The sequence below is a fragment of the uncultured Shewanella sp. genome (genome assembly GCF_947501225.1).
GTDB lineage: Bacteria > Pseudomonadota > Gammaproteobacteria > Enterobacterales > Shewanellaceae > Shewanella.
This window is the reverse complement of sequence record NZ_CANMUW010000020.1, coordinates 32,065-55,200: the sequence shown is the minus strand read 5'-3', so window position 1 is coordinate 55,200 and position 23,136 is coordinate 32,065. Positions and strand designations below refer to the sequence as shown.

Annotated in this window: 16 protein-coding genes and 1 pseudogene; 6 read left to right on the top strand and 11 right to left on the bottom strand. The window is 48.4% G+C overall.

Annotated elements, in window-relative coordinates:
* Window positions 1-158: 158 nt before the first annotated feature.
* Both Q1B47_RS19635 and Q1B47_RS19630 read right to left on the bottom strand, forming a co-directional pair.
* Window positions 159-1,829 carry a DUF342 domain-containing protein gene (locus tag Q1B47_RS19635; RefSeq protein WP_299797671.1) on the bottom strand — a complete coding sequence of 557 codons (1,671 nt, stop codon included), beginning with the start codon at window positions 1,827-1,829 and terminating at the stop codon, window positions 159-161.
* A 205-nt stretch (window positions 1,830-2,034) separates the two neighbouring features.
* Window positions 2,035-3,066: a methyltransferase gene (locus tag Q1B47_RS19630; RefSeq protein WP_299797668.1), complete on the bottom strand. Its 1,032-nt coding sequence runs from the start codon at window positions 3,064-3,066 to the stop codon at window positions 2,035-2,037.
* Window positions 3,067-3,611: 545 nt separating this feature from the next.
* Here Q1B47_RS19630 and Q1B47_RS19625 point away from each other — a divergent pair.
* Genes Q1B47_RS19625 through Q1B47_RS19615 form a run of 3 tightly spaced genes read left to right on the top strand, consistent with a single transcriptional unit; the run spans window position 3,612 to window position 7,684 of the window.
* Complete coding sequence (locus tag Q1B47_RS19625) at window positions 3,612-4,025, top strand: hypothetical protein (protein ID WP_299797666.1); 414 nt, start codon at window positions 3,612-3,614, stop codon at window positions 4,023-4,025.
* On the top strand, window positions 4,009-5,193 hold the full coding sequence (locus Q1B47_RS19620; RefSeq protein WP_299797663.1) for a hypothetical protein: 1,185 nt from the start codon (window positions 4,009-4,011) through the stop codon (window positions 5,191-5,193). The genes Q1B47_RS19625 and Q1B47_RS19620 overlap by 17 nt, the downstream gene beginning before the upstream one ends.
* A 4-nt stretch (window positions 5,194-5,197) precedes the next feature.
* Window positions 5,198-7,684 carry a bifunctional diguanylate cyclase/phosphodiesterase gene (locus Q1B47_RS19615; protein WP_299797660.1) on the top strand — a complete coding sequence of 829 codons (2,487 nt, stop codon included), beginning with the start codon at window positions 5,198-5,200 and terminating at the stop codon, window positions 7,682-7,684.
* Between the two features lie 27 nt (window positions 7,685-7,711).
* Here Q1B47_RS19615 and Q1B47_RS19610 read toward each other — a convergent pair whose 3' ends face one another.
* From Q1B47_RS19610 to Q1B47_RS19580, 7 genes are all read right to left on the bottom strand, one after another.
* Complete coding sequence (locus tag Q1B47_RS19610) at window positions 7,712-9,073, bottom strand: alkaline phosphatase (RefSeq protein WP_299797657.1); 1,362 nt, start codon at window positions 9,071-9,073, stop codon at window positions 7,712-7,714.
* A complete protein-coding gene (gshB, locus tag Q1B47_RS19605; RefSeq protein WP_299797654.1) occupies window positions 9,073-10,023 on the bottom strand; it encodes a glutathione synthase in 951 nt (316 codons plus the stop codon). The genes Q1B47_RS19610 and gshB overlap by 1 nt, the downstream gene beginning before the upstream one ends.
* Window positions 10,024-10,090: 67 nt before the next feature.
* Window positions 10,091-10,822, bottom strand: a complete 732-nt coding sequence (gene rsmE, locus Q1B47_RS19600; RefSeq protein ID WP_299797651.1) for a 16S rRNA (uracil(1498)-N(3))-methyltransferase — start codon at window positions 10,820-10,822, stop codon at window positions 10,091-10,093.
* 7 nt (window positions 10,823-10,829) lie between these two features.
* Window positions 10,830-11,579, bottom strand: a complete 750-nt coding sequence (locus Q1B47_RS19595; RefSeq protein ID WP_299797710.1) for an endonuclease — start codon at window positions 11,577-11,579, stop codon at window positions 10,830-10,832.
* A gap of 196 nt (window positions 11,580-11,775) precedes the next feature.
* Window positions 11,776-12,357 carry a SprT family zinc-dependent metalloprotease gene (locus Q1B47_RS19590; protein WP_299797648.1) on the bottom strand — a complete coding sequence of 194 codons (582 nt, stop codon included), beginning with the start codon at window positions 12,355-12,357 and terminating at the stop codon, window positions 11,776-11,778.
* A 57-nt stretch (window positions 12,358-12,414) separates the two neighbouring features.
* Window positions 12,415-13,509: a hypothetical protein gene (locus Q1B47_RS19585; RefSeq protein WP_299797707.1), complete on the bottom strand. Its 1,095-nt coding sequence runs from the start codon at window positions 13,507-13,509 to the stop codon at window positions 12,415-12,417.
* Window positions 13,510-13,978: 469 nt separating this feature from the next.
* On the bottom strand, window positions 13,979-14,890 hold the full coding sequence (locus tag Q1B47_RS19580) for a LysR family transcriptional regulator (RefSeq protein ID WP_299797645.1): 912 nt from the start codon (window positions 14,888-14,890) through the stop codon (window positions 13,979-13,981).
* 121 nt (window positions 14,891-15,011) lie between these two features.
* Between Q1B47_RS19580 and Q1B47_RS19575 the strand changes: the two genes are divergently transcribed.
* From Q1B47_RS19575 to rimK, 3 genes and pseudogenes are all read left to right on the top strand, one after another.
* Window positions 15,012-19,565: a biotin carboxylase N-terminal domain-containing protein gene (locus Q1B47_RS19575; protein ID WP_299797642.1), complete on the top strand. Its 4,554-nt coding sequence runs from the start codon at window positions 15,012-15,014 to the stop codon at window positions 19,563-19,565.
* A 285-nt stretch (window positions 19,566-19,850) separates the two neighbouring features.
* Window positions 19,851-20,249: pseudogene (locus Q1B47_RS19570) on the top strand (RimK/LysX family protein); the annotation flags it as partial.
* 84 nt (window positions 20,250-20,333) lie between these two features.
* Window positions 20,334-21,221, top strand: coding sequence for a 30S ribosomal protein S6--L-glutamate ligase (rimK, locus tag Q1B47_RS19565; protein ID WP_299797704.1), 888 nt, complete (start codon window positions 20,334-20,336; stop codon window positions 21,219-21,221).
* A gap of 119 nt (window positions 21,222-21,340) precedes the next feature.
* On the opposite strand, the gene Q1B47_RS19560 is transcribed toward rimK, so the two are convergent.
* Complete coding sequence (locus Q1B47_RS19560) at window positions 21,341-21,601, bottom strand: DUF5062 family protein (RefSeq protein ID WP_299797639.1); 261 nt, start codon at window positions 21,599-21,601, stop codon at window positions 21,341-21,343.
* A 227-nt stretch (window positions 21,602-21,828) separates the two neighbouring features.
* Window positions 21,829-23,034 carry a cation:proton antiporter gene (locus Q1B47_RS19555; protein WP_299797636.1) on the bottom strand — a complete coding sequence of 402 codons (1,206 nt, stop codon included), beginning with the start codon at window positions 23,032-23,034 and terminating at the stop codon, window positions 21,829-21,831.
* Between the last annotated feature and the right edge of the window lie 102 nt (window positions 23,035-23,136).

Below are 23,136 nucleotides of genomic sequence, written 5' to 3'. Positions count from 1 at the left end.
CAATCAATTTTTAGTAGTTCCACAAATAATCTCTAACTTCTAAAGGCAAGTGAATTTCTGTGGCAGATTATGCATGTAAACCATGGGGGAAGCGAGAGAGGATGGCTCTGATCGCTGATAAAAAAGGTGGTGCTGGAACACCACCTCCGGAGTACGGGTCAGCTTCGGTTGCTGTAATCGAATTTAATCTCCTGGTTCTCATTAAATACGATACAGGTGCCGTGTTCACGCTGTGTGCGATTAAACGCCTGGCCTATATGCAGCTCGACGTTGGCGAAGATATGTTTATGAGCTTCTATACGGTTATCTTGATAGTAGGTCTCGACCTCCTGTTTGATTAACTCATACTCCAGCTCCTCACGCTTCCACTCTTGTGTGATTCGGTTCTTCTCATCCAGCATCATCTTGACCTGCTCGACCATCATCTCATCATCCTGCCATTCATTCTTGGGAGGCAACTTCTTGAGACGAGCTTCAATATCTAACTTGGCTACTACCATGCTCTTAACTGCTTGATCGAGCTCTTTCATGGTGTTTTTTAAGTTACTCTGCTCCATGGCACAGAAAATCTCAGTTTTTGTCCCGGCGGTGGCGCCTATCACTACTGCCTTTAATCCTTTTGCTGCCTCGACGACACCACCAACCAGATCGCCTCTGCGGTTGTTGGCGTCACTGACGATGAGCTTTTGCTGAGTCCGGGTATGGCTGTGTAGTAACTGTTTCGTTACTAAGATCTCGCCTTCGGCTTCCAGGTCTGAGTATTGAATGAATTGGGCACATATCTGTCCCTTGGCACGAATTTTTGTCGAGAGTTCCCTCTCTTTGAGTTGCCTGCCTATGATCCCTTTACTGACGATTACATCGCCGTCGGCGAAAAGTGACGCGGAATCGACGAAACCGATGACGGTAATATCGCCGGTGCTTTTTACCTCCATCCCCTCATGGACATCTCCCGTGATCAAGACACTGCCTTTAAAGTCGACATTACCATAGCCCACATCGACATCTTTGATATTCAGAACATCGTCAACTTGCATTCCTGTCTTCGTTTCAACCGGCTGCCCTGCGACGGTGGCGATCAGTTTGTTAGGATCTGAGGCCGAGATCTCGGTGCCTGTACCAGGTGTAAGCTTAATATCCTTGCCCGGCTTCGGTGAGAGTATTTCGCCGTGAACATTATACCCCTCCTTGCCAGGAGTGGCCGGGATCTTCTCAATCAGTAGATCGCCCTCATTGACCATGATGACGGCGCCTAAGTTACGCATATCTACAGTGCCATCTTTATTTTCCTGAGGTTGAAGCAGGCGCTCCCTGGCGAGGGGAACCTTTCTCTCATTGATTGCATCTTCACCGTTGACAGATGGCTTCCCTGTTGCGATGACACTACGACATGTTTGACCGGGTTCAAGTTGCGATAACTGTTTGAGTAAGGTTTGAATCTTAACTTTGCTCAGCCCCATACAGACATTATTGCTCTTCAGAGCCTTGAGGATATCCTGAATGGTGACCTCTTCACCGCCCCAAGCTGCTGTAAGCTGCATCACGGATTCCATCTTATCCTGGCTTATCTCTATCTCTATCGTTCCGTTACGGCGCTCAGCAATTTTGAAAAAGAGTTCGAATTGACCATCGTCCTGGCCACATAGCTGGTTTATCTCGACAACGGCCTTTTGGATGATGTTTTCCAGAGGAAAGAGGTGCTCAAATTCAGGCAGGGAAAGCAGCTCAAATATCCCTTCCTCGGTGACCGGGCCATGGGTGTTCGGGATAATTCTTAATTCGACAAAAACATTGTCTGCACTTAGTTCAACGAGTTCCGGATCCAACATAGTCAATTCCAATGCAATGAATAGTTATTATTTTTTTTCTCTTCTACCTCTGGAGTATAACAGCATAAAGTTTGACCTATGAAGCCCTAACTGCTTGAAAGTTGAGTGAGGTTGGTAAGGTTTGAAGTAGAGCATTATTTGACGATATTTGGGATGGAGCGGTATCGATATTCAATACCGCTAAATGTAGCTGGTCGCCTAGAGTTTAGTCTTTGATTTTATTGGAGTAAACTTTGTATTTGTTGTTTTCTGCAGAGACGTTAACCTGTTTAAAGTGCGTCGAAATAGCATCGCTGTAGGGAAGGTGTCTATTGGCTACAATATGCCAAACTCCCCCCTTATCGAGTTTTTTCACACTATCTTTTACAAAATTCTTGGCGATATCTGTGGTACTTTTTAATCCATCATGAAAAGGAGGGTTAGAGATGATGCCATCATAAAGCCCCTTGGTTTGAGCTAACCCATCGGATGGATAGGTGGCGGCGTTGAAGTTATTGGCGGCCAAAGTTAACTTACACGATGCAATTGCCATCGCATTGATATCTACACAATCTAATTTCAGCTCTGGTTGTGCCTTGAGTAGCGCCGCAGCAATGACACCGGCACCACAACCAAAATCTAATACTCGGCCCGACATCTTTGGCAGGTGGGACAGGAGTAGCTTAGTTCCCTCGTCCAGGCGCTTTTCGCTGAATACCCCAACGAGATTACAGATTGTGACCTCCCCCTGTGGTGTATCGAGTTGATATTGACTGACCCAATCTGAGAGGTTAATTGAAGGGGCTTTCTCGGTAAGGTGGCTCACATAGAGTAAACAGTGCCGTGCATTATCCTGCTTAAAAGGGCTATCAAAATAGTCCGGTATCTGTTTTACGATCGAACGTATGCCACCCTTGTTCTCCCCGACCACGAGCAGTTGACCACCTTGCTTAAGATGCTGCCCGGCTAAATTAACCAGGTAGGGAGCAAGTGTCTTAGCCTTAGGGTAATAGATGATGACAGTATCAAATTGCTCATCACCGGGAAGTGAGTGACCAAAATGAAGAGTGAGGTTTTCCCCGGCATGAGGGCTCATGATCAGATGATGGTGGTAATCCAGGGACAGCGCATAGACCGTCTTTGCACTTTCCAACAGTTTTTTGGGTAGCAGATCGCCTTCATAGTTGAGCACTAATACATTGTGATCGTTAATTAGGTCGTTATTTCTAAGAATGAGTTGAGATGGATTAGTTAACACAACTGACCAGAGTCTGAAAATTTGACCGCCATTATAGCTTAAAATTGTCTGGATATATTCGTCTATTATCGCTCGATGCACTTGCCGGTGAGTCGATGTATATTTTTATCTTTAAACTCAGGGGGGAGGAACAAGACTCGTTTTCAATTGTTTCGAAGGAGCCCCCTTTTTATGAAAGCTTAACTCTTTGTTTTTAAGGTGAAATATCGCGAGACTTTTGCTGCTGCAGTTGGTGCTGTTGTATTTTTAATCATCTGTTACATTAAATTTTGCTGTAAATATTCCTCCATAATCGAGCGATATAAGAAATTTTTGCCTAAGCTGTAGATGAGTGACGTTTAGGATCCCCTTTGAGCTCTATATGCGTTATATGAGTGTTAAACCTTAATATTTCAAAGTGATGAAAATGGGTTAAATAGAGAATAAGAGCTTTATGGTTTGGGGCTATAAGATGAGATGCAGGTGATGTTCAATTGGCTCAATCTTCATGTTTCGAAGTGAGTTAAGTGTTAAGGGTATTTTAGGGATAGTAAGGAGACTTGATAATGCGCCTGTTGGCTACATGGATGTTAGTTCTTTATCTTTTCTGCGCTCATTCGACCGCGGCTCAGGTCATTGTGAATGATTCGGTCGTTGATTTCCCCCTTCCGCCCCAAGAACTACGTCTGATTTTTTCTATGCAGAAAGTCTATTGGCCTGACGGGCATAGAATCAGGGTCTTTATTCTCTCCCCAAGTTCCGAATTACATAAAGAGTTCTGTTTTCAAAAGCTCGATATGATGCCTTATATGCTTCAGCGACGATGGGATCGACTGGTCTTTTCCGGTACCGGGGAGAGGCCTGTTATATTGAACTCAGAATCAGAGATGAAAGAGCAGGTATCGAGAACTCCCGGAGCAATCGGTTATGTCAGTGATTCGGCTTCAGTCGCGGGAGGCCTGTATGTTTACAATCGTTAATCGTAGTTCATTGCCCTTATGTGCCTCCCTGGTGTTATTTGCCTTCCCGTCCCTAACCGCATCTGAATGGCAATTTAGCGGGTTCGCAGGACAAGGTTTTATTGCCGCAGAAGATAGCCAATTTATCGTTGGTGAGGATAGCAGCACATTTGATATTACCGAAGCCACATTTGCCATGTCATGGACGCCTGTTGAACACCTTCGTCTGGCCAGCGCCTTGACGTTCAGACAGTGGGGAACGCTTTCCGATCCAGGTGTTATGTTCGATTACCTGTTTGCCGAATATACCCATCAGTTTGGCGAGGGGATGCTGGGGGTTCGCGTCGGGCGATTTAAAAATGAGACAGGTTTCTACTCCAGTACCCGCGATGTTCCCTTCACGCGTCCAAGTATTATGCTGCCTCAGTCAATCTATAGTGATTATTTCCGTGATGCGCAGCTGCATATAGAGGGGGGAGATCTGTTTGGCATGCATCAGGTTCTCGATGGCGTTGTCGATTGGCATGTTTCAGTTGGTCAGGTCAATGTAACCGAAGATCTGGATCGTAATGTGATGGGAAGTACGGACTTTGGTGAGTTCGATTCCGAAGGTTATTACTCAGGGGATTTAGAGTTTCAAAATGATTACCTGCGTCTGGGGATCAGTTATTACGATGCCGAGGTGAGCTATGAGCCTTTTATACCCGGTTACTATTTCCCTGGAAATATCCGGTTAAACAACTGGGTGTTTTCCGGCCAGCTCAGGTATAAAAACGTTGAAGTCACTGCCGAGTACCTCAATAGTGACCGGGTGACTAAAGGACTGGTGCAGCCGACTGCCGCCGAAGATCTAAGCGACCCGGGTAAAGGGTATTATGTCGATATCAGAGCCTATCTCCCTCACGACCTGGAGCTGTTCGTTCGATATGATAAGCATGTCGATAACAGCGAGGATCCAGACGGCAATAATTATGAGGCTGTATATGGCATCCCCGCCTACTTTGGTTATACCAAAGATTGGACCTATGGGGTTCGCTGGCTTCCGGGCAATAACTGGTTAGTCGCGGCAGAGTATCATGATGTCGAAGGTGCTTCCTGGGTGACGCCCATCGTAGCGCCGGATCCTCTCAATCAGGCCAAGCATTGGTCTATGTTTGCACTGCAACTTTCATATCGCTTCCAGTGGTGACCCCATGACGGCGGCCGATACAAGAAGTATTTTTATCAGCTTGAAATGGAAGCTGCTTATCGCTGTCATGGTCATGTTGACTATCTTGGGGGGGATCTTAGGCGGCTTTACCTTTCGCCAACTGATTAATCAACAAAGTTACCAACTTACTTCACAGCAAAATAAATTGGCTGAAAACCTCCAGAGTTCAATTTCTTTAACGGTTGATCAATCTTTGCTGGCTGCTCAGCAGATAGCCCTGCTGGTGAACGATGAAGGTCAGGATAGCTCAGACTTCGATGTCGATAAGTATCAGGAGATGTTAGATAAGCGTTGGCCGGATATTCAACTGTATTGGGAGTTGAGCACGATCCACCTGATGTCACAGTCCGGAGAAGTGTTAGCCCATGCGGGTAACCGGGTCGATGTAGAGGATAGGCTGTGGTTTGAGAAAAGTTCGGTAAATTTCGAACCCCATTGGCGCATCGTTTGTCGCCGTGAGTGTGTGATTCAGGTGTTGGTACCCAATTTATTGCAGGGGGAGCCACACCTCCTGTTTCTGGAGTCCGGGCTGACCGATATTTTAGCCAGATTTCGGGTGAATGGTTCATTTGAGCTGGCAGTGCTCGGCCCCAGAATCGTACACCCTGTGGGAAGGAGTTACTGGGCCAGAGAGCTATACAGTATAAGTAATAAACGCACCAGTCTGCCTCGTTTGCAAAGGATTGCCGATAAGTTCAGCTGGGAACAGATCACCGGAAAGGGGGGGATATATGAGGTCAACGGTGAGTATTCGGCAATCTGGCTTTTTCCATTGGCAGAGGGGGAGAACTCTCCTGCAATTTTAGTGATCAACAATATCAGTGATTGGCAGGCGATACTCAATGAGTTTCAGGAGAGCATGTTGGGTACCCTGTTGTTTGCACTCCTATTGTCAGGTTGTTTGGTCATTCTTGTGGCCTGGGCGCCTGTGGTGAGCTTGAGCCGACATGCTAATCTATTGCCGCTGTTGGCAGAGCATGACTTTGAAACCTTGAAACGGTTGTCGCCAAAATCTTCATCTTTGATTGTCGACGAGGTCGACCTCATCAATACCGCGACACATCAACTTGCGGAAAGGCTGCAAAATTTAGAGCTGGAGGTTGACGAGTATACCTGTGAGCTCAAGCGGTTGGCTATGCTGGATACGCTGACGGGGTTGCCGAATAAGGCGATGTTGATGCATGAGCTGAAAAAGACCATAGCTTGTGTCGGCCGGATTCATGACCAAGTGGCTCTGATGTACCTTGATCTGGATGAGTTTAAGCGCATTAACGATACTTTAGGTCACACCCAAGGCGATGACCTGTTGAAGATTGTGGCTAACAGGCTGAACGACAGTGTTCGTGCCATGGACACAGTATTCAGGCAGGGTGGGGATGAGTTTCTTATTCTCCTGCGGGGAATACGTTCAGATCAGGATGTTCGTAAAGTGATCCATAAAATTTTTGCCTCACTTCAACAGCCTGTTGTGTTGGGAAATCATAAGTTGATAGTGACCACCAGTATTGGTGTTGCCTATTGTAAAAGCATGAACGTCAGGGCTGAAGAGTTAATTAAATATGCCGATTTAGCCATGTATCAGGCGAAAGATGCCGGCCGGAGTAACTATCGGGTCTTTACCGAAGATATGCTACATAAAGCCAATAGCCGACTCCGGATAGAGCAGGATATTGGTGCGGCCATTGCGGAGAAACAGCTGTCTCTTTACATGCAGCCTATTGTCGGATTACCCGACAGTAATCTAAAGGGCTTCGAGGCACTGATTCGGTGGTTTCACCCCGAGATGGGGCTTATCATGCCGGGAGATTTTATTCCCGATATCGAACACAGTGAAGCGATCATCTTAGTGGGCAACTATGTATTAGAGGAGGCCGGGGCCTACCTTTCAAGGTTAAGAGAGCAGGGGTGGAAAGACCTCTATATGGCAGTCAATTTGTCTGCCAAGCACTATATGGATCCTGGATTGATCCCTCTGGTGCAGCATATCTTGTCTAAATATGACCTTCCTCCGGAGAGCCTGCTACTGGAGGTGACAGAGGAGAGTGTGATTGAGCAGGTCGATCTGGCACTGTCGGCGATGAAGTCTCTCAAGAGTCTCGGAGTCCGGATCGCTATTGATGATTTTGGTACCGGCTACTCCTCATTAAGTTATCTCAAACAGCTACCTTTCGATGTTTTGAAAATCGATCGATGTTTTACCTCCGGAGTACTCGAAGATAGTGCCGACACACACATAGTGACTACCGTTATCGAGTTGGCTCATAATTTAGGACGAACCGTTGTCGCCGAAGGGATAGAGACTCCGGAGCAATGTGAATTCCTGGCCGACGCTAATTGTGAACTGGCCCAAGGATATCTGTTTTCAAAGCCTCTGGATGAGGAGAGGGTGCTCACAATATTAAAGCAGATAGAGCACGACAGCATCTGGCCGACTGAGCAGGCTCCCCAACTGGGGAAGTTGGGGAGCTAATATCGTGTATCGAGTCATGACAGCGGTTTACTTTTGAGCTCCGGCTGCATCTGTCGTTACTTTGAGCTTAGGCAGCAGGCTCATAATTTTTTGCGCTATCTCTGTATTGTCCTGGTACCCATTGAACAGCGTCGACGCAGGGCCTGATGCAAAAACCTGTACATCCATTCCTGTATGACCCCCTGTTGTCCAGCCGGTATTTGAACGACGATCGATAAGCTGTTTGATGGCTGTTACCATCACATCTTGTCCCTGCATGCGTGCCCGGGAGAGTTGAGTGAGCTCATCAGTAGTGAGTTCGAATCCCAACTTAGCTATCAGCTCATCTTTCCAGCCATCATCCCCCAGGGCCTTAGCGGCTATTGTCGCCGGGCTGGACTGTACAGATCTGAGAATCTCTGTTTTCCAGATATATTTCCCTTTGGCACCAATGCTAAGGCCTCCGGTGTTGTGATCGGCGGTGGCGACCATTAAGGTATCTCTGTTTTGCCGAACGTACTGCTCAACGACCTCCAGAGCATTGGCAAACTCATCCATCTCAGCCATAGCCGTTGCGATATCATTATTGTGTCCGGCCCAATCGATTAAGCTGCCCTCGACCAAGAGTACAAACCCCTGCTCATTGCCTGAAAGCAGTTCCAGTGCCTTAGCCGTCATCTTACTGAGTTTGTGGTCACCTGGTTCATCGATCGCCCAGGGCAGCTGAACCTCGGCAAACAGGCCGATAACCTTAGGTTCAGTTACCGTCTCCAGCTGAGAAAACTCGGATAGATAGCGGTACCCTTTAGCCTCAAATTGGCTGATAAGCTTGGCCGGGAAGTACTTTTGACCGCCACCTAACATGACATCGGCATCGGTATTCAGGTAGCTGGCGGCTATCTCATCATAATTTCTACGGCTCTCACTATGGGTAAGGAATGCAGCTGGAGTGGCATGATTTATCTGGGAGGTCACCGCGATGCCGGTCGAAAGTCCGCGTTTCTTTGCCATCTCCATAATGGTGGGTAAAGGGCGTTTATCGGTATCGACCGATATCGCACCGTTATAGGACTTTACTCCCGTAGCCAAGGCGGTTGCCGACGCTGCAGAATCTGTAACATAACCGCTGACACGGGCCGGGTAGGTGCTGGCCGTGCCGACCAAAAGCCGGTCAAATACTGTCTGTTCAATCTCCTGTGTATCAGGGTTGTCTTTATAGTATCTATAGGCACTGGTATAGGCCGGCCCCATGCCATCGCCAACCAGAATGACGATATTCTTAGGGACAGTGGGGGCATCTCCCATCATAGTCTGAGTGGGAGTGTCTATATGGGCCTGAACCGAGGCGGCGGAGAGTAGTACCGCTACGGCGAGTAGGGAGCGGGTTAAATTGAGTAAGTTCGGTCTCATTAACTTGCCTTCAATCTTGCTTCGATAGCGTCCATCAACATACCTGTGATATCGACATCGAAGGCGGCTTCGATCTCTTTGATGCAGGTTGGGCTTGTTACATTTATCTCGGTGAGTTTGTCACCAATGACATCTAATCCGACGAAGATGAGACCACGCTTCTTCAGTTCAGGTCCAATCGCTCTGGCAATGGCCCAGTCGCTATCTGATAGCGACTGGGCAACACCGCGGCCGCCGGCAGCCAGGTTGCCCCGGGTTTCGCCTTTTTGAGGGATGCGCGCAAGAGAGTAGGGGACCGGTTCTCCGTCGACGACCAGGATTCGCTTATCGCCCGAGGTGATGTCTGGAATAAATGCTTGAGCCATAGCGTAACGTTGGCCGTATTCGGTCAAGGTTTCGATGATCACGCCCACATTGGGATCGCTGGCCTTGATTCTGAAGATAAGAGTGCCGCCCATCCCATCTAAAGGTTTGAGAATGATGTCGCCCTTTTGCTTGTAGAATTCACGGATGCGTTCGGCATCACGTGTGACCATAGTCTCTGGAGTGAATTCAGGGAACCAGGCGGTGAACAGTTTTTCGTTGGCATCGCGCAGGCTCTGGGGCTTATTGACGATAAGAACTCCCTCCTCCTCTGCCCTTTCAAGCATATAGGTCGCGTAGATGAACTCGGTATCGAAAGGAGGATCTTTGCGCATCAAGACGACGTCGAGCTCCGAAAGCGGAGTGTCTACCACCTCACCCAGTTCGAACCAGCTATCGGGATCGTTTTTGACCGATAAGCCACGCATCTTAGCCATCGCCTCACCATTGACCATGGCAAGATCTTGCATCTCCATGTAGAAGAGTTGATAGCCACGGCTTTGAGCGGCTAATAACATGGCGAAACTTGAATCTTTCTTGATGTTGATATCGCTGATGGGATCCATCACTATGCCGAGCTTGATCATGAAGTTGTTTCCTCGTTTACCGTCTTTACAGACAGTATCTATTCTGGGGCTTTCCGGGAACGAATGTTTAATCCAGATCGCCAAATTTTAGTTGAAGTGCACTTATTGCCGTTAAGGCTGCGGTTTCGGTTCGCAAGACTCTGGGGCCCAATAAGACATCGGTAAAAGCGTGCTGCTCTGTCATCGATATCTCTGCTTCAGACAAGCCACCTTCGGGCCCGATCAACAGCCTGACTCTCTTATTAGGGAGCGTTAACCCTCCAATTCCGTGTGCCGCCCTTGGATGCAGATTTAATTTCAGAGACTGCGTTTTTTCGGAGCACCAGGCCTCTAATGACATCGCCGGTCTTACCTGAGGCACATAACTGCGTCCCGACTGCTCACAGGCGGCTATGACAATTTTTTGCCATTGATGAATCTTCTTTTCCAATCGCTCGCCCGAGAGTTTTACGCCACAGCGTTCGGAGAAGAGAGGTGTGATGGTTTTCACTCCCAGCTCGACAGACTTTTGGATGGTAAACTCCATACGGTCACCACGGGAGATCACCTGACCTAAATGCAGATGCAGCGGAGATTCACTGTCATTAGCCGCCGATGAAAGTATGTTGACTTGAACATTTTTCTTACTGGCAGACTCAATCCGGGCGAGATATTCATTACCGTCGCCATTAAACAGGCTCACCTGCTCACCGCTGGACATACGCAGTACACGACCGACGTGAGAAGCGGCTTCATCATCGAGAGCCATTGACTCGCCTACCGTGAAGGAGGACGCTTGGTATATTCTGGGAATTCTCATCTGTTTCTTACTCCGCAACCTGCTGTTTACTAGCTATTGCATCACATTGCTCTTTAACAAAAGGGTTATGGTTTCCCTGAGTTATGGCTATGGCGTTATCTCTTTTACATTCGATAGTATCAACTGGATAGGTTTTATCCCATGCTTTGAACAGCTTTAATTGGCTTTTTGCTATTTTTAAATCATAAGTTTTCTGCATATAGAGGTAAGTGCGGGCTATTTTACCGCGCGTATGGACGGGGGGGGCAGCCTTTCTCGACTTGAAATCGATAACCATAGCACACTGACCATACTGATCGGCCTTGCCGTTCCATTGGCTAAACCTATAGTTGCTGCGATCGCCATTAACCTCGCCGATGGCAGGCACCAGGTTATGCAGATCGGACTCCATGGTTCTGAATGTTTTATCGCGTTTACCACAGTTTTTACGCCCACCCTGTTGCCAGCAGAGTCTCTGATGACCGAGTTCCCATGCCGGCACTATATGTTCCCATTCGATACGGGCGGCGCGTTTTTGTTGCTTTCTCACCTGATAGCCACAGCGGGAAAAGTCAGTTTGCCACTTCTTACCCGAGATCTTGATATCGCAGCCGCAATAGAAGCTGGTGGCAGGCAGGTTGTTGATGTAGATCTCCTTTGCCAGCCTCTTAGCCTGACTGAAGCTACTTGGATGAGACGGAGAGGCTATCGAGGAGGTGGAAAAAAACAGAGTTAACCCAAGACCCAGTAGAAAGGCTGAGTTTAATTTATCAAACAATTTCAATTATCTGTCCCTAAATTGCACTGAAAATACTGAGTGCGGTATGATCATATTTCTGGCAGTTTTCTGCTCTGGGGCGAGATTTTACGGGATGAATGGGAGCCCAGGCAAGTTGGTGGTGGAAGATTATCGAACAGAGGGGGGATGCCAGCCTGAAAGCGGATTAACTATGTGGTAACTCTCCCCTCTGTATTTACGCCGCTCTGGTTAACTCTCTCTTGCATCGCCGACATCGATATTGCGTCTCGCCACGTTGGATCTTGTTATGTCGTCTGATGCTCAGCTTGACGGGGCCGCATCCACAAAGGTAATCAAATCTTTTTCCGTCTACCGAGCGGGTGTCCAGGCTGTGGGTCGTGTTTGGCTGAACAGCAAAGAGGTTAATCATCAAAGATTGCCACTCTTTACCGTGAGGTTTGACCTTGCCGTAGAGGTGGTAGGCGAGTAGATGGCAGATCTCATGTGGGATAACCTCGCTCAGAAAAATATCACTGTTTTCAGCGAGCAGAACCGGGTTGAATCTGAGCTTATTGAGTTGCAGGTGGGCCGTACCAGCGCTCCTGCCTCTCAATGTAAAACTGATCTCCGGGCGCGGAAATATATGGTTCAGCTGCCGCTCGGCGATTCGATAGCAGTCTAAAACCTGTCGGGCTACACGAGTGTGGAGCTCTGAATCAAACTCATAACACTGCTCTTCTGGCTGATTCGAAGCCGTTTTCGGCTCCCTATCTGCAGGCAGACTGCTATCGGTCACAGACTTGAATAACTTAAACATCGATTCTCAGTTCAGGCGGGAGCCCGGCAAGCTGCCGGGCTCCTAAATAGGGCTACATTATAAGTCGGCTGCACCTGCAATGACCATAGCTTTAACCTGTTTCATTATTTCGCCTTCAACTTTTGGATCGTGGCCGGAAACTCTTGGGGTGTGTATATGCCCGACGGCAATCGTGCTGTTGAACCTTTCACCCAGCAATACCGCACGGTAAGATATCTCATTGGAAAGGTAACCCCCTCCAGAGCCCTCTACGGAGGTTTCATTTTGTAGCTCGGAGAGGGAGGATGGGGTAAATTCACCTTTAGCGACTGAAGTCACCTTGTGATTGTCGTTGACCTTCCATTGCCCTGCCGCGGACTGCATTGCAGTGACCGGGAGAGAGAACTCAACAAATTCGGGACCTTCCAGCTCTTTTCGGTTAAACATAGGTGCCACTGGGTGCTGTTTACTCGCGCCTGTCAGTATGTTCAGGTTATCGGGAGCGGCCGCACTTCGGTTGCGTCCGGGGAATCGCTCAAGGTCGAAATCATCACGGCCCATGCTGACGGTCACTATCATGTCGACACTCTTTTCTCGATAAACCGGTGTCAGCAGAGACTCTATCATCCCCTCATCAAAATCGGCGAAGCGAACCGGAATCATCACGGTTTCAATTTGCGCCACCTTGCCGTTAACAGAGAACTTATAACCATCTAAGGAGAGTGCAACCAGCCCCGAAGGATTACTCTGGCCGATGTCGCGGTCGAGGAAGAAAGGGTCGAAGCCGGTAAGTAATATTTTTATCTCAGAGTCATCTGAGAAGAGTACGTTGCTAAAGCCTCTGGAGGATTTTTCAACGGCGCGTAATAAAATATCCTGCTGCCAGGGAGCCATATTAAATGCTGGGCGGCTTTGCTTCAGTTGACGGTGCATGGCCAGACGACTCCAGTAGAGCGGTCTGTCATCGGTACTGCCGGATTGTACATCTCTAACGGCTTGTTGCCATAACCTCTCCCCCTGACGAGCGACCATCTTTGTCATCTCAAGTTCGTCGGTCTGTTGGCGGTACTTACTGTCCAGGCCGTCAACCAAGGCTTGGTAGCGTGTGACAACATCGGGCATCGACTGGTTTGCTGCTTCTAGTCTCAGTTCCTCAATATTCAGGGGGGTCATAGCATCGGAGGTGGCTGAACAGGTAATGCTAAAGAGCAGTGCGCCTAAGGCTGCTATCGCCATCACGGATTTGGTCATGACTAAATTCCTTTCTATCGAGCGTTATTATGTAGAGCCGGGTTATGCCTTTCGTACCACGAAACAGGCGAGTAACCAATCTGCTACCAGCTGTTAATATGAATTTATTATAGCAGCATGCATATGCAAATAAAGCACTGGAATTTAGGATTAATCTGCTTATTGGGCAAGCGAGAGGGAGCGGGCAGATATCCATGTCAGTGAATGGAGAAGGTGGGGGGCGAGTGTTTAAACCCATCGGCAGTGGCTTAATATTGCCCCTTTGTGGCCTCGCAATTTTTAGTATGTGACTGGTACTGCCAAGTGGCAATACTCGAGTGTTCCGCCCGCTTATATGCCTTTATCGGGGGCTCTCCCTTCAGTCGTTAATGATGAGTTGATAGCAGTGAGGCTAAACCATTAAAGATTGCAGTGATTCATGGCTGCTGAAACGTTTGGTGAAGAAATCTAAAAATACGCTGATATTGGTGGCGAGTTGTCGCCTGCTTGAGTAGACGCCGTAGACCTTAAATGCCTCTATCGGCCACTCCTGCAGAATCGGTACGAGAGCACCACTGGCCAGTTCATTTTTACAAACCGAATTGGAAAGCATGGCGATACCGAAGTCATCCTGAACCAACTGCTTGACCATGACGGCACTATTGACCCTGACTTTTCGTTTGAAGTTAACCATGGTTTTTCTGGTACCTTTACCCAGCGGCCATATCGGTGCAGAGCGAGAGGTACCGAGCAGTATACCGCTATGGTTCATCAGATCTTGTGGGGTGGCCGGGGTGCCGTTAAGTTTCAGGTAACCGGGGCTGGCGACCAAAATAGGCTGGCGTTCGAAGAGTAACCTTGCCACTAGGTCCGAAGATTGCAACGGGCCATATTTGATGGCGATATCATAGCCTTCGCCAACGAGGCCGACCTCACTATCGGTAAACTGTACATCCAGCTCAATGTTAGGATACAGACGCATGAAGCTACTGCAGAGGTTGGCGATAATCTCCTGGCTAAAAGAGACAGGAATAGCAATGCGCAGCAAGCCTGACACATCGTTGTGGGTGTTCTCGATTGTCGCCTTCGCCGCTTCAATCTCATCGCTGATACTGGTGCAGTGTTGATAGAAGAGCGCACCTACCTGAGTGAGACTCAGATTTCGGGTATCACGTTGCAGCAATCGTACTCCCAGTTGCTCCTCCAGTTGGGCAACTTTACGACTTATTGTTGATTTTGGCATGCCTATTTCGCGGGCCGCTTGAGAGAACCCTTTGGCTCTAACAACCGCTGCAAACAGCATCATACCATTCAGATCAGGCATATTTTTATCACTGTCTCAAAAATGGAACAAAGCGTCTAATGCAGTTTAATGGTATTTGACACTATAACAAAGTTATATTTACGAGCTAAAAAATTCTAGAGGCTAAGCAGAGGATCAATTGATGACCAGCAACAATAAGCCCACAAACATGACTCAAGCTCAATCTGCCGATCCGCTTTTTCTACAAGCAGAGCATCTGGCACAAGATTTTTCACTGTTTCCTGAGCACAGTAAACAGAGTTTGGCCGAAGAGATTAAAGGTCTCTTAGACGACGAGGCTATCCAGTCGAACTTGAAAGAGTTAGAGCTTTTGGATGTCGACGGCTACGTCACTAAGGTTATTCAACCGACATTAGATAAAAACCGCCCGGGTGCGAAGCGTGTTATCGCGGACCTTAAGGGGAAGTTGATTGCCGAAACCCATGTAGGCCCTTTCTACAGCGCTGAGATCGAACTTAACTTCGGTACACGTACCCGTCGCCTGGGCTTTATCGCTCAAGAGCGTACAACCGGTAATGGCGCCTGGATGCCTGAGCATCATCTCGAGGCATGTAAGGCTATCCGCAAGTTTGCAGAGATGGCTATGCCTATTATCTATCTCATCGACACACCGGGTGCCGATGCCGGTGAGATCGCTAACAGTCAAAACCAGGCTCACAGCATCTCAAAGGCGATCGCCGAGAGTGCCAACGTCGATGTCCCTACCGTAGGTATCGTGATTGGCGCCGGTTATTCAGGTGGTGCTATCCCGCTGGCGGCAGCAAATATCCTGCTGTCTCTTCGTGATGGTATTTTTAATACCATTCAGCCACAAGGTCTGCAGAGCATTGCGCGTAAGTACAATCTCTCCTGGCAGGAGTGTGCTAAGTCTGTCGGTGTGTCACCGGAGGAGCTATATACCTCAGGTTGTATCGACGGTATTATCGATTTCTCTCCATCGGATAGAGACGAGCGTCAACATAACCTGCGCCGCGCTATCATCAGTAGTGTCGAAGCGGTAGAGCAGGCTGCGGTTCAGTTTGTGCGTGAATCAGACGATCTGCGTGAGCATTATGACCGAAGTCTTACCCGCTTTCTCAGCCCATCTAAGAACTTACTCGCGCTCGAGCATCATGCAGAACTTGCGGTTGCTAATAACCCAACTATGCACCTGAACCTGTTTGGCAGTGCCTACCGTTACTTGCGCTACCTGACACTGCGTAGCCGTATACACTCCATCTCTCAGGAGCAGTATGGCCGTCTCTCTAAGGTCAGTGTGCCCGAAGGAGATCTGCTGGCCCGTATTCAGCAGGAGCAGGACAGAGTATTCCAGTCTTGGTTATCAAGCCCGGATAAGCTGGTCTATGATGAAGAGCTGAATAAGCTTTGGGGCAACTTCGTCTCCAAGCGTGATGAGGTGTCTACCGAACGTAACATGCTGACTCGCCTGATCTTAGGTGAGCCTAAAGAGAACTATAAGAAAGCGCGTAAGGCGCTGCTTTTCAATATCGGTTGGTCACTCTATCACCGTTGGAAAGGTAATGCCGAAAATAACTTTAAGGGTTTGATTCAGTATCTTGAGACGCTTCCATCGGAAGTAACTCAAGCGGACTGGCCTGAGTTGAACAAGCTAACCGTTCTCGATGTAGTCATTCATGATGAGTTGCGTGAAGACTTTATCTGGCAGTGCTATAACATTCTGATTTTCAACGCTCTTTATGATAATGTGGTCGGTAACCTGGCCTCTATCGCTAAAGAAGCCATGATGGCTAAGAGCCTCTCCCGTGCATCGGTCGATAACCTGCTGCATGACTCAATCGACCGTGCGATTTCGACTCAGGATACCGCAAACGATAAGAGTAAGTTCTATAAGTGGCTGAAGTTCTTTATGTCTCAGTCAAACCGCGCCGAGTTGCTGACTAAAACTGAACAGTGGAAGAGTGTTGGCTTCCCGCAGTTGAATGACAGCCTGTTTGTTATCCTGACTTACTTCTTCGAGCGTCTGCTACCTGAATATTTCGACAGCGAGAAAGAGAGCAGCGAATATACCGGTGCTATCAACCCAGTTCGTATCGGTCGTCGTAAAGATTTCTGGAACCGTCTCACCATGGGTTATCAGGATCTCTTGATCCAGAAGGTGCTTCGTGATGAGAAGCGTGCCGGTAAGATGAGCTGGGAAAGTATTATCGAGAAGTTCTTCACCGATTTCGAGGAGGTCAACGGCGATAAGATGTCGGCCAACTTGCTTAATTTCCCCGGTTTCCGTTTATCTATCGAAGATGCGCTGGATAAGGGGATCCGTCCATGTGGCTTGATAACGGGTATGGCCGATTTCGAGCACGGCGGCAAGCAGATGCGAGTCGGTGTTGCGGTTTCTAATACCGCATTCCAGGCTGGTGCCTTCGATATGGCCAGTGCCGAGAAGTTCAGTGCACTGCTGATCGAGTGTGCTAAGCGTAAACTTCCTGTTATCTGCTTCATCAGTTCAGGTGGTATGCAGACTAAAGAGGGGGCGGCTGCACTATTCTCTATGGCTGTAGTGAACGACCGTATCACCCGCTTTATCCGTGATAACGAGCTGCCGGTAATGATGTTTGGTTATGGCGACTGTACCGGTGGTGCTCAGGCGAGCTTCGTGACTCACCCTCTGGTTCAGACCTACTACCTGTCTGGTACGAATATGCCGTTTGCCGGTCAAATGGTTGTGCCTGCATATCTGCCATCTACGGCAACGCTCTCTAACTACCTGTCGAAAGTACCTGGTGCAATGAATGCTTTGGTTAGCAATCCATTCAGCAACACCATCGACGATCAGCTAAGCAGTATCGATCCGCTTATGCCTAAACCTACGGCTAAGGTTGAAGATGTTATTGCCAACGCTCTGTCTACCTTAGTCCCTGAGATGATGGTCGCTGAGGAGGAGATTGTTCAGGACGATCCTCGTGAGTTGATGAAGCCTATCAACAAGGTTCTGGTTCACGCGCGTGGTTGTACCGCGGTTAAACTTATCCGTAAGGCCCATGATAACGACATCGATGTCGTTCTGGTTGCATCTGATCCGGATATGACCTCAGTACCGGCAGACATGCTCAAAGAGGATGATAAGCTGGTTTGTCTAGGTGGTAACACCTCCGACGAGAGTTACCTCAATGCCTATTCGGTGTTGAAGGTTGCCGAATATGAAAATGTCGATGCACTGCATCCCGGCATTGGCTTCCTGTCAGAAAGCCCACAGTTTGCGGCGCTTTGTGTCAACAACGGTGTTAACTTCGTTGGACCAAGCGTACATAGCATGACGACAATGGGTAACAAGTCTAATGCGATTAAGACCTCTCAGGCACAGAGTGTTCCAGTCGTTCCCGGTAGTCATGGCATCTTAACCAATGCAGAGCAAGCGGTGAACGTTGCCAATGAAATTGGTTACCCTGTACTGCTTAAGGCGGTTCAAGGTGGTGGCGGTAAAGGGATTCAGGTCGTTGAGCGTCCTGGTGACATGATCAGCCTGTTCCAGCAAACCTCTACCGAAGCGGCTGCCGCATTTGGTAACGGGGATCTTTACCTTGAGAAGTATGTGACTTCACTGCGTCATATCGAGGTTCAGCTGCTGCGTGATAAGTTCGGTAATACTAAGGTATTGGGCCTTCGCGACTGTTCAGTACAGCGTAACAACCAGAAGGTTGTCGAGGAGTCTGGTTCGACCATGCTACCGGCAGAGCTTCACGATAAGGTGATGGAATACACCCGTGCCCTAGGCGACGCGACCGATTATATGGGTGCCGGTACCGTTGAGTTTATCTATAACTTAGATGCTAACGAAGTCTACTTTATGGAGATGAACACACGTCTTCAGGTTGAACATCCTGTAACTGAAGCTACATCAGGCATCGATATCGTCAGTGCCGGCTTCGATATCGCAGCGGGTCGTTCGATCGAAGATCTGGAGCCTCAGTCAATTGGTTATGCAATCGAAGTGCGTGTGACTGCTGAGAAGGCCGCGTTAGACAGCAATGGCGTTCTGCAACTGCTGCCACATCCAGGCGTGATCACTGAGTATGTGATGCCGGAGCGTGACGATATTGAGATCATCTCTATTGCCGGTGAAGGTAAAGAGGTATCGCCATACTACGATAGCTTGATCGCTCAGATTATCTGTCGTGGTGAGAGCCGTGAGGATGTGATCAACAAGCTTCATGATTACCTTGCCGATAGCGTCGTTATCAAAGGTATTGCCACCAACATTCCGTTGCTGACTCGTATCCTGAAAGATGGCACCTTCAACGAAGGCGTATATGACACAAATTATCTACCGCGCTTCATGGCCGAGCTTGATGTTCCTGAGCTGATTGCCGAGATGGAAGCGGCAGCAGAGACTGTAGGTGTCGATACTGCGTCATTGAGAGTCGGTGAGAGTAACGAACTTAAGGTGATGGCACAGGGTGCAGGTATCTTCTACACCTCTCCTGCGCCTGGTGAAGCGGACTTTGTTAAAGAAGGCGACATAGTTACTGCAGATCAGACTTTAGCGCTTACAGAGGCTATGAAGATGTTCTCGCAGCTAACTTTAGCCGGTTATAACCGCCAGGATGCAATCTTGTATCCTGAAGATAAGAAGTACCGTATCGAGCGGGTATTAAACAGCAATGGTCAGCAGGTCTCACAAGGGGATCTACTGTTTGTTGTCTCTCCTGTAGAGTAATTCCTTAAGGGGGAGGGTCGATAAACATGGTTGTTACTGAGCTGTAGACTCTCCTTAGCCTGATTGTAAAAAATCCCTGTCACTTGTGGCGGGGATTTTTTTATCCGATTCCTCCCGGGAGCGGTTGCAATACAAAAAGTAATGTCATTTATCAATTCTTTGGCGCATGATTTTTGCTAACCATTTGATTATAAGGGTTATAGTGGCATTAGTTTTTATATCTTTGTGAAATGAAAAAATAGGTGTATTTTTGCGCTTTAATTAACCTGTTTATGTAGCAAAGAGATGAGTAACAAAATCGTTGTCGGTAGTGAAGAGTGGTGTGCTTTACCTGGGTTAGGCATCAAGGCGGTCAAGGCACGTGTGGATTCAGGTGCAAAGACATCATCGCTTCACGCAATCAATATCTCCACCTTTAAACGCGAAGACGGCACTTGGGTCAGCTATGAAGTTCATCCACTACAGGGGAGCCGAAAAGTGACTCTGCAGTGTGAGTCTAAGCTTATCGACAGGCGTGTGATTAAGAGCTCTAACGGTGAGACAGAGAGGCGTTTCGTTGTACGTGAACAGCTTCATCTGGGTGATCAGAGCTGGGATATTGAGCTGACCTTGACTAACCGTGCCAACATGGGATATCGCATGCTACTCGGACGCGAGGCTATGGGGCAAAAGATCTTAGTGGATCCCTCTGCTACCTGCTGCTTAGGTGAGCTCTCTACCGAAGAGCTGGATCAACGCTATGGAAAGTTTATTGTTCCAGCCAGCGGGCTGAAGATAGGCTTACTGGCGAGTAATCCGGAGCTATATAGTAATCAACGTATCATGGAGGCCGGTAGACAGCGTGGTCATGAGATGTATTTTCTCAATGTGAAACAGTGCTATATGAAGTTGGATGCTTCAGAGCCGGAGGTACACTATCGCGGCGGACGTATTCTGAATGAGCTCGATGCGGTGATCCCCAGAATTCGCCCAAGCTTAACTTTTTATGGGTGTGCATTGACCCGCCACTTTGAAAGTCTGGGTGTAATGGCGCTTAATAGCTCAGAAGCGATCACTCAGTCACGGGATAAGTTGTTTTCACTGCAGTTGCTGCAGAAAAATAATCTGGATATTCCCACCAGTGGCTTTGCTAATTCGCCGGCCGATACCACAGATCTGATCGATATGGTGGGGGGGGCGCCTCTGATCGTAAAGCTGCTCGAAGGTACCCAGGGAAAAGGGGTAGTGCTAGCTGAAACCAGAAAGGCGGCAGAGAGTGTGATCAATGCCTTTAAGTCGCTGAAAGCGAACTTATTGGTACAGGAGTTTATCAAGGAGGCACAGGGAAAGGATCTGCGCTGTTTCGTGATCGATGGCAAAATAGTCGCTTCTATAGAGCGGACCGCTGCACCTGGCGAGTTCAGAGCGAATATCCACCAGGGGGGGACGGCTTCTATCGTGCAAGTTACGCCGGAGGAGAGAAAGTTGGCTATTAAGGCGGCTAAGACCATGGGTCTGCAGGTGGCGGGTGTCGATATCATTCGTTCAAGTAAAGGCCCTCTTTTGCTGGAGGTTAACTCGTCGCCGGGACTGGAGGGAATTGAAGCGGCAACCGGTATTGATGTCGCTGCAGCCATGATTGACTCTATCGAGAAGAAGTTAGGCTGGAAAAAGTAACTTTACCCAACTGAACGCCGTTCGATTTCGGTCGTGACTGGTGAATACGCTAAGGGCTAAGTCTCACATTGAGGCTTAGCCCTTTGTTTTATGAGCCGGAAGTCGTCACTTTAACAATCTTAGTTCAGCAGCTCATGATCTGCAGGCAGCTGGCGGCTGATCCAGAGTATGAGTTTGTGTTTCATATTTGGTCCATCCTCCTTATCTTTCGCTAATGGTTGGATTAGCTTGTCGTTTACCAGTAAGCGGTAGATGCACTCAACTTTATCTTTAGGTGAGATCCCTCTGTCAAAATCGGCAAAGCCACGCTTCTTTGCGTAACCAACACCGATCTCCATAGCGAGTTTTAATAACTGTGCTTCATGTTTTTGATGTTTCATCGGTCACTCTCTTTTAATCCGGACTCGGCTGCCTGTACTTTCTCTATGTTCAGGCTCTGACTCCAGGTTGAATAAAGGTGTTAAACAAGGTTAGCCCTATAAACATATATTCCATATAGCCAAGAAGCTACGGACGCTACTTGCCTGCCACCCCATCATAGTTTAAATCTGTGCTAGCTTCTTGAGTTTTTTATAAAAAGTATTGACCAGCAAGAGAGGAGAGCCGTTTACCTGTTACGTAATACCTTCTGCCCTTTGAGTGACCACTTAAGCAGTAAGGGCCCGGCGATGCTGGTTATGGCAATGATCAATACCATCTCAGTAAATAACTTAGGTTGAATGATACCCAGCTGCAGCCCCATTTCGGCAAATACCAAACCGACCTCTCCCCGCGGGATCATCGCACTTCCTATGATAATTTTTCTACGCAAGGGCCCTTTTGCGGCCATGCCCGATGCCAGCTTAGTGATTATGGCGATGAGAGCCAGCCAGAGAAGCACCAGCAGGCCCGATACCGTGAGGTCCAACTGACTCAGGTCTACACTTATCCCTACGTAGACAAAAAATATGGGGGAGAAAAGGTCCACAAGTGGTTTTGCAGACACCTCTAACTTGTGGGTAAATGGGAAAGGGTTAGGCAGATACCTGTTTGTGGGGAAAACAAATTGGCGGGACAGTGCCATTCCGGCTGCGAAGCCCCCTAGCAATGCCGGTGCTCCGAACCAATGTGCCAGCCAGGCGAACAGGCAGATCAAGGTTATCACCACGAAAACCTCAAAGCCGCTTCCTTTAGTGTGAGGGTACCAGCTTCTGAATAGGTAGATAAGCGCTCTGGCCATAGGCGGAGCCAGAAACACGAAGCTAACGACCTTCAAGACCAGTATCAATACAGAGGCCATGCTCAGGGTCCCTGAAGCGTTGAAGTTTAGCAAAACGCTGAGCAATACCACACCGACGATATCATCGACCACTGCGGCGCCGAGAATCACCTGACCAGCAAGAGTCTGGCCCTGACCTGCCTGAGTCATCACCCTGATCGAGATGCCGATGCTGGTGGCCGTCAACGCGCAGCCAAAGAACAGGGCCGTATATAATGGCAGGTTCAGCCAGTAGGCGGCTGAGGCACCACCTATGACCACGGGGAACACTATGCCACCCAGTGCAACCCAGATAGATCTGCCACTGGCGTGGTAGAGGCGTTTTATCGATGTTTCGCAACCGATATCGAACAGCAGCAGAATTACCCCAAGCTCCGCCAACACAGAGAGGGTGTTGTGGGGATGAACCCATCCCAGAATCGAAGGACCGATAATGAGTCCTGCCAACATCTCGCCAACCACCCCAGGAATACCCACACGGGAGCATAGCTCACTGAGCAATCGCCCGAGGGTGAGCATGAGAAATATTGAGATGACAAAGCTATCTATTGGCAATGTTTTCTCCTCATTTTCAACGGACAAGCGGTTTGATTTCGATCATTTTTTGCGACCATTGTAAGGCGTAAACCTACTTGCTTGTCTAAGCTAAGGTTAGGC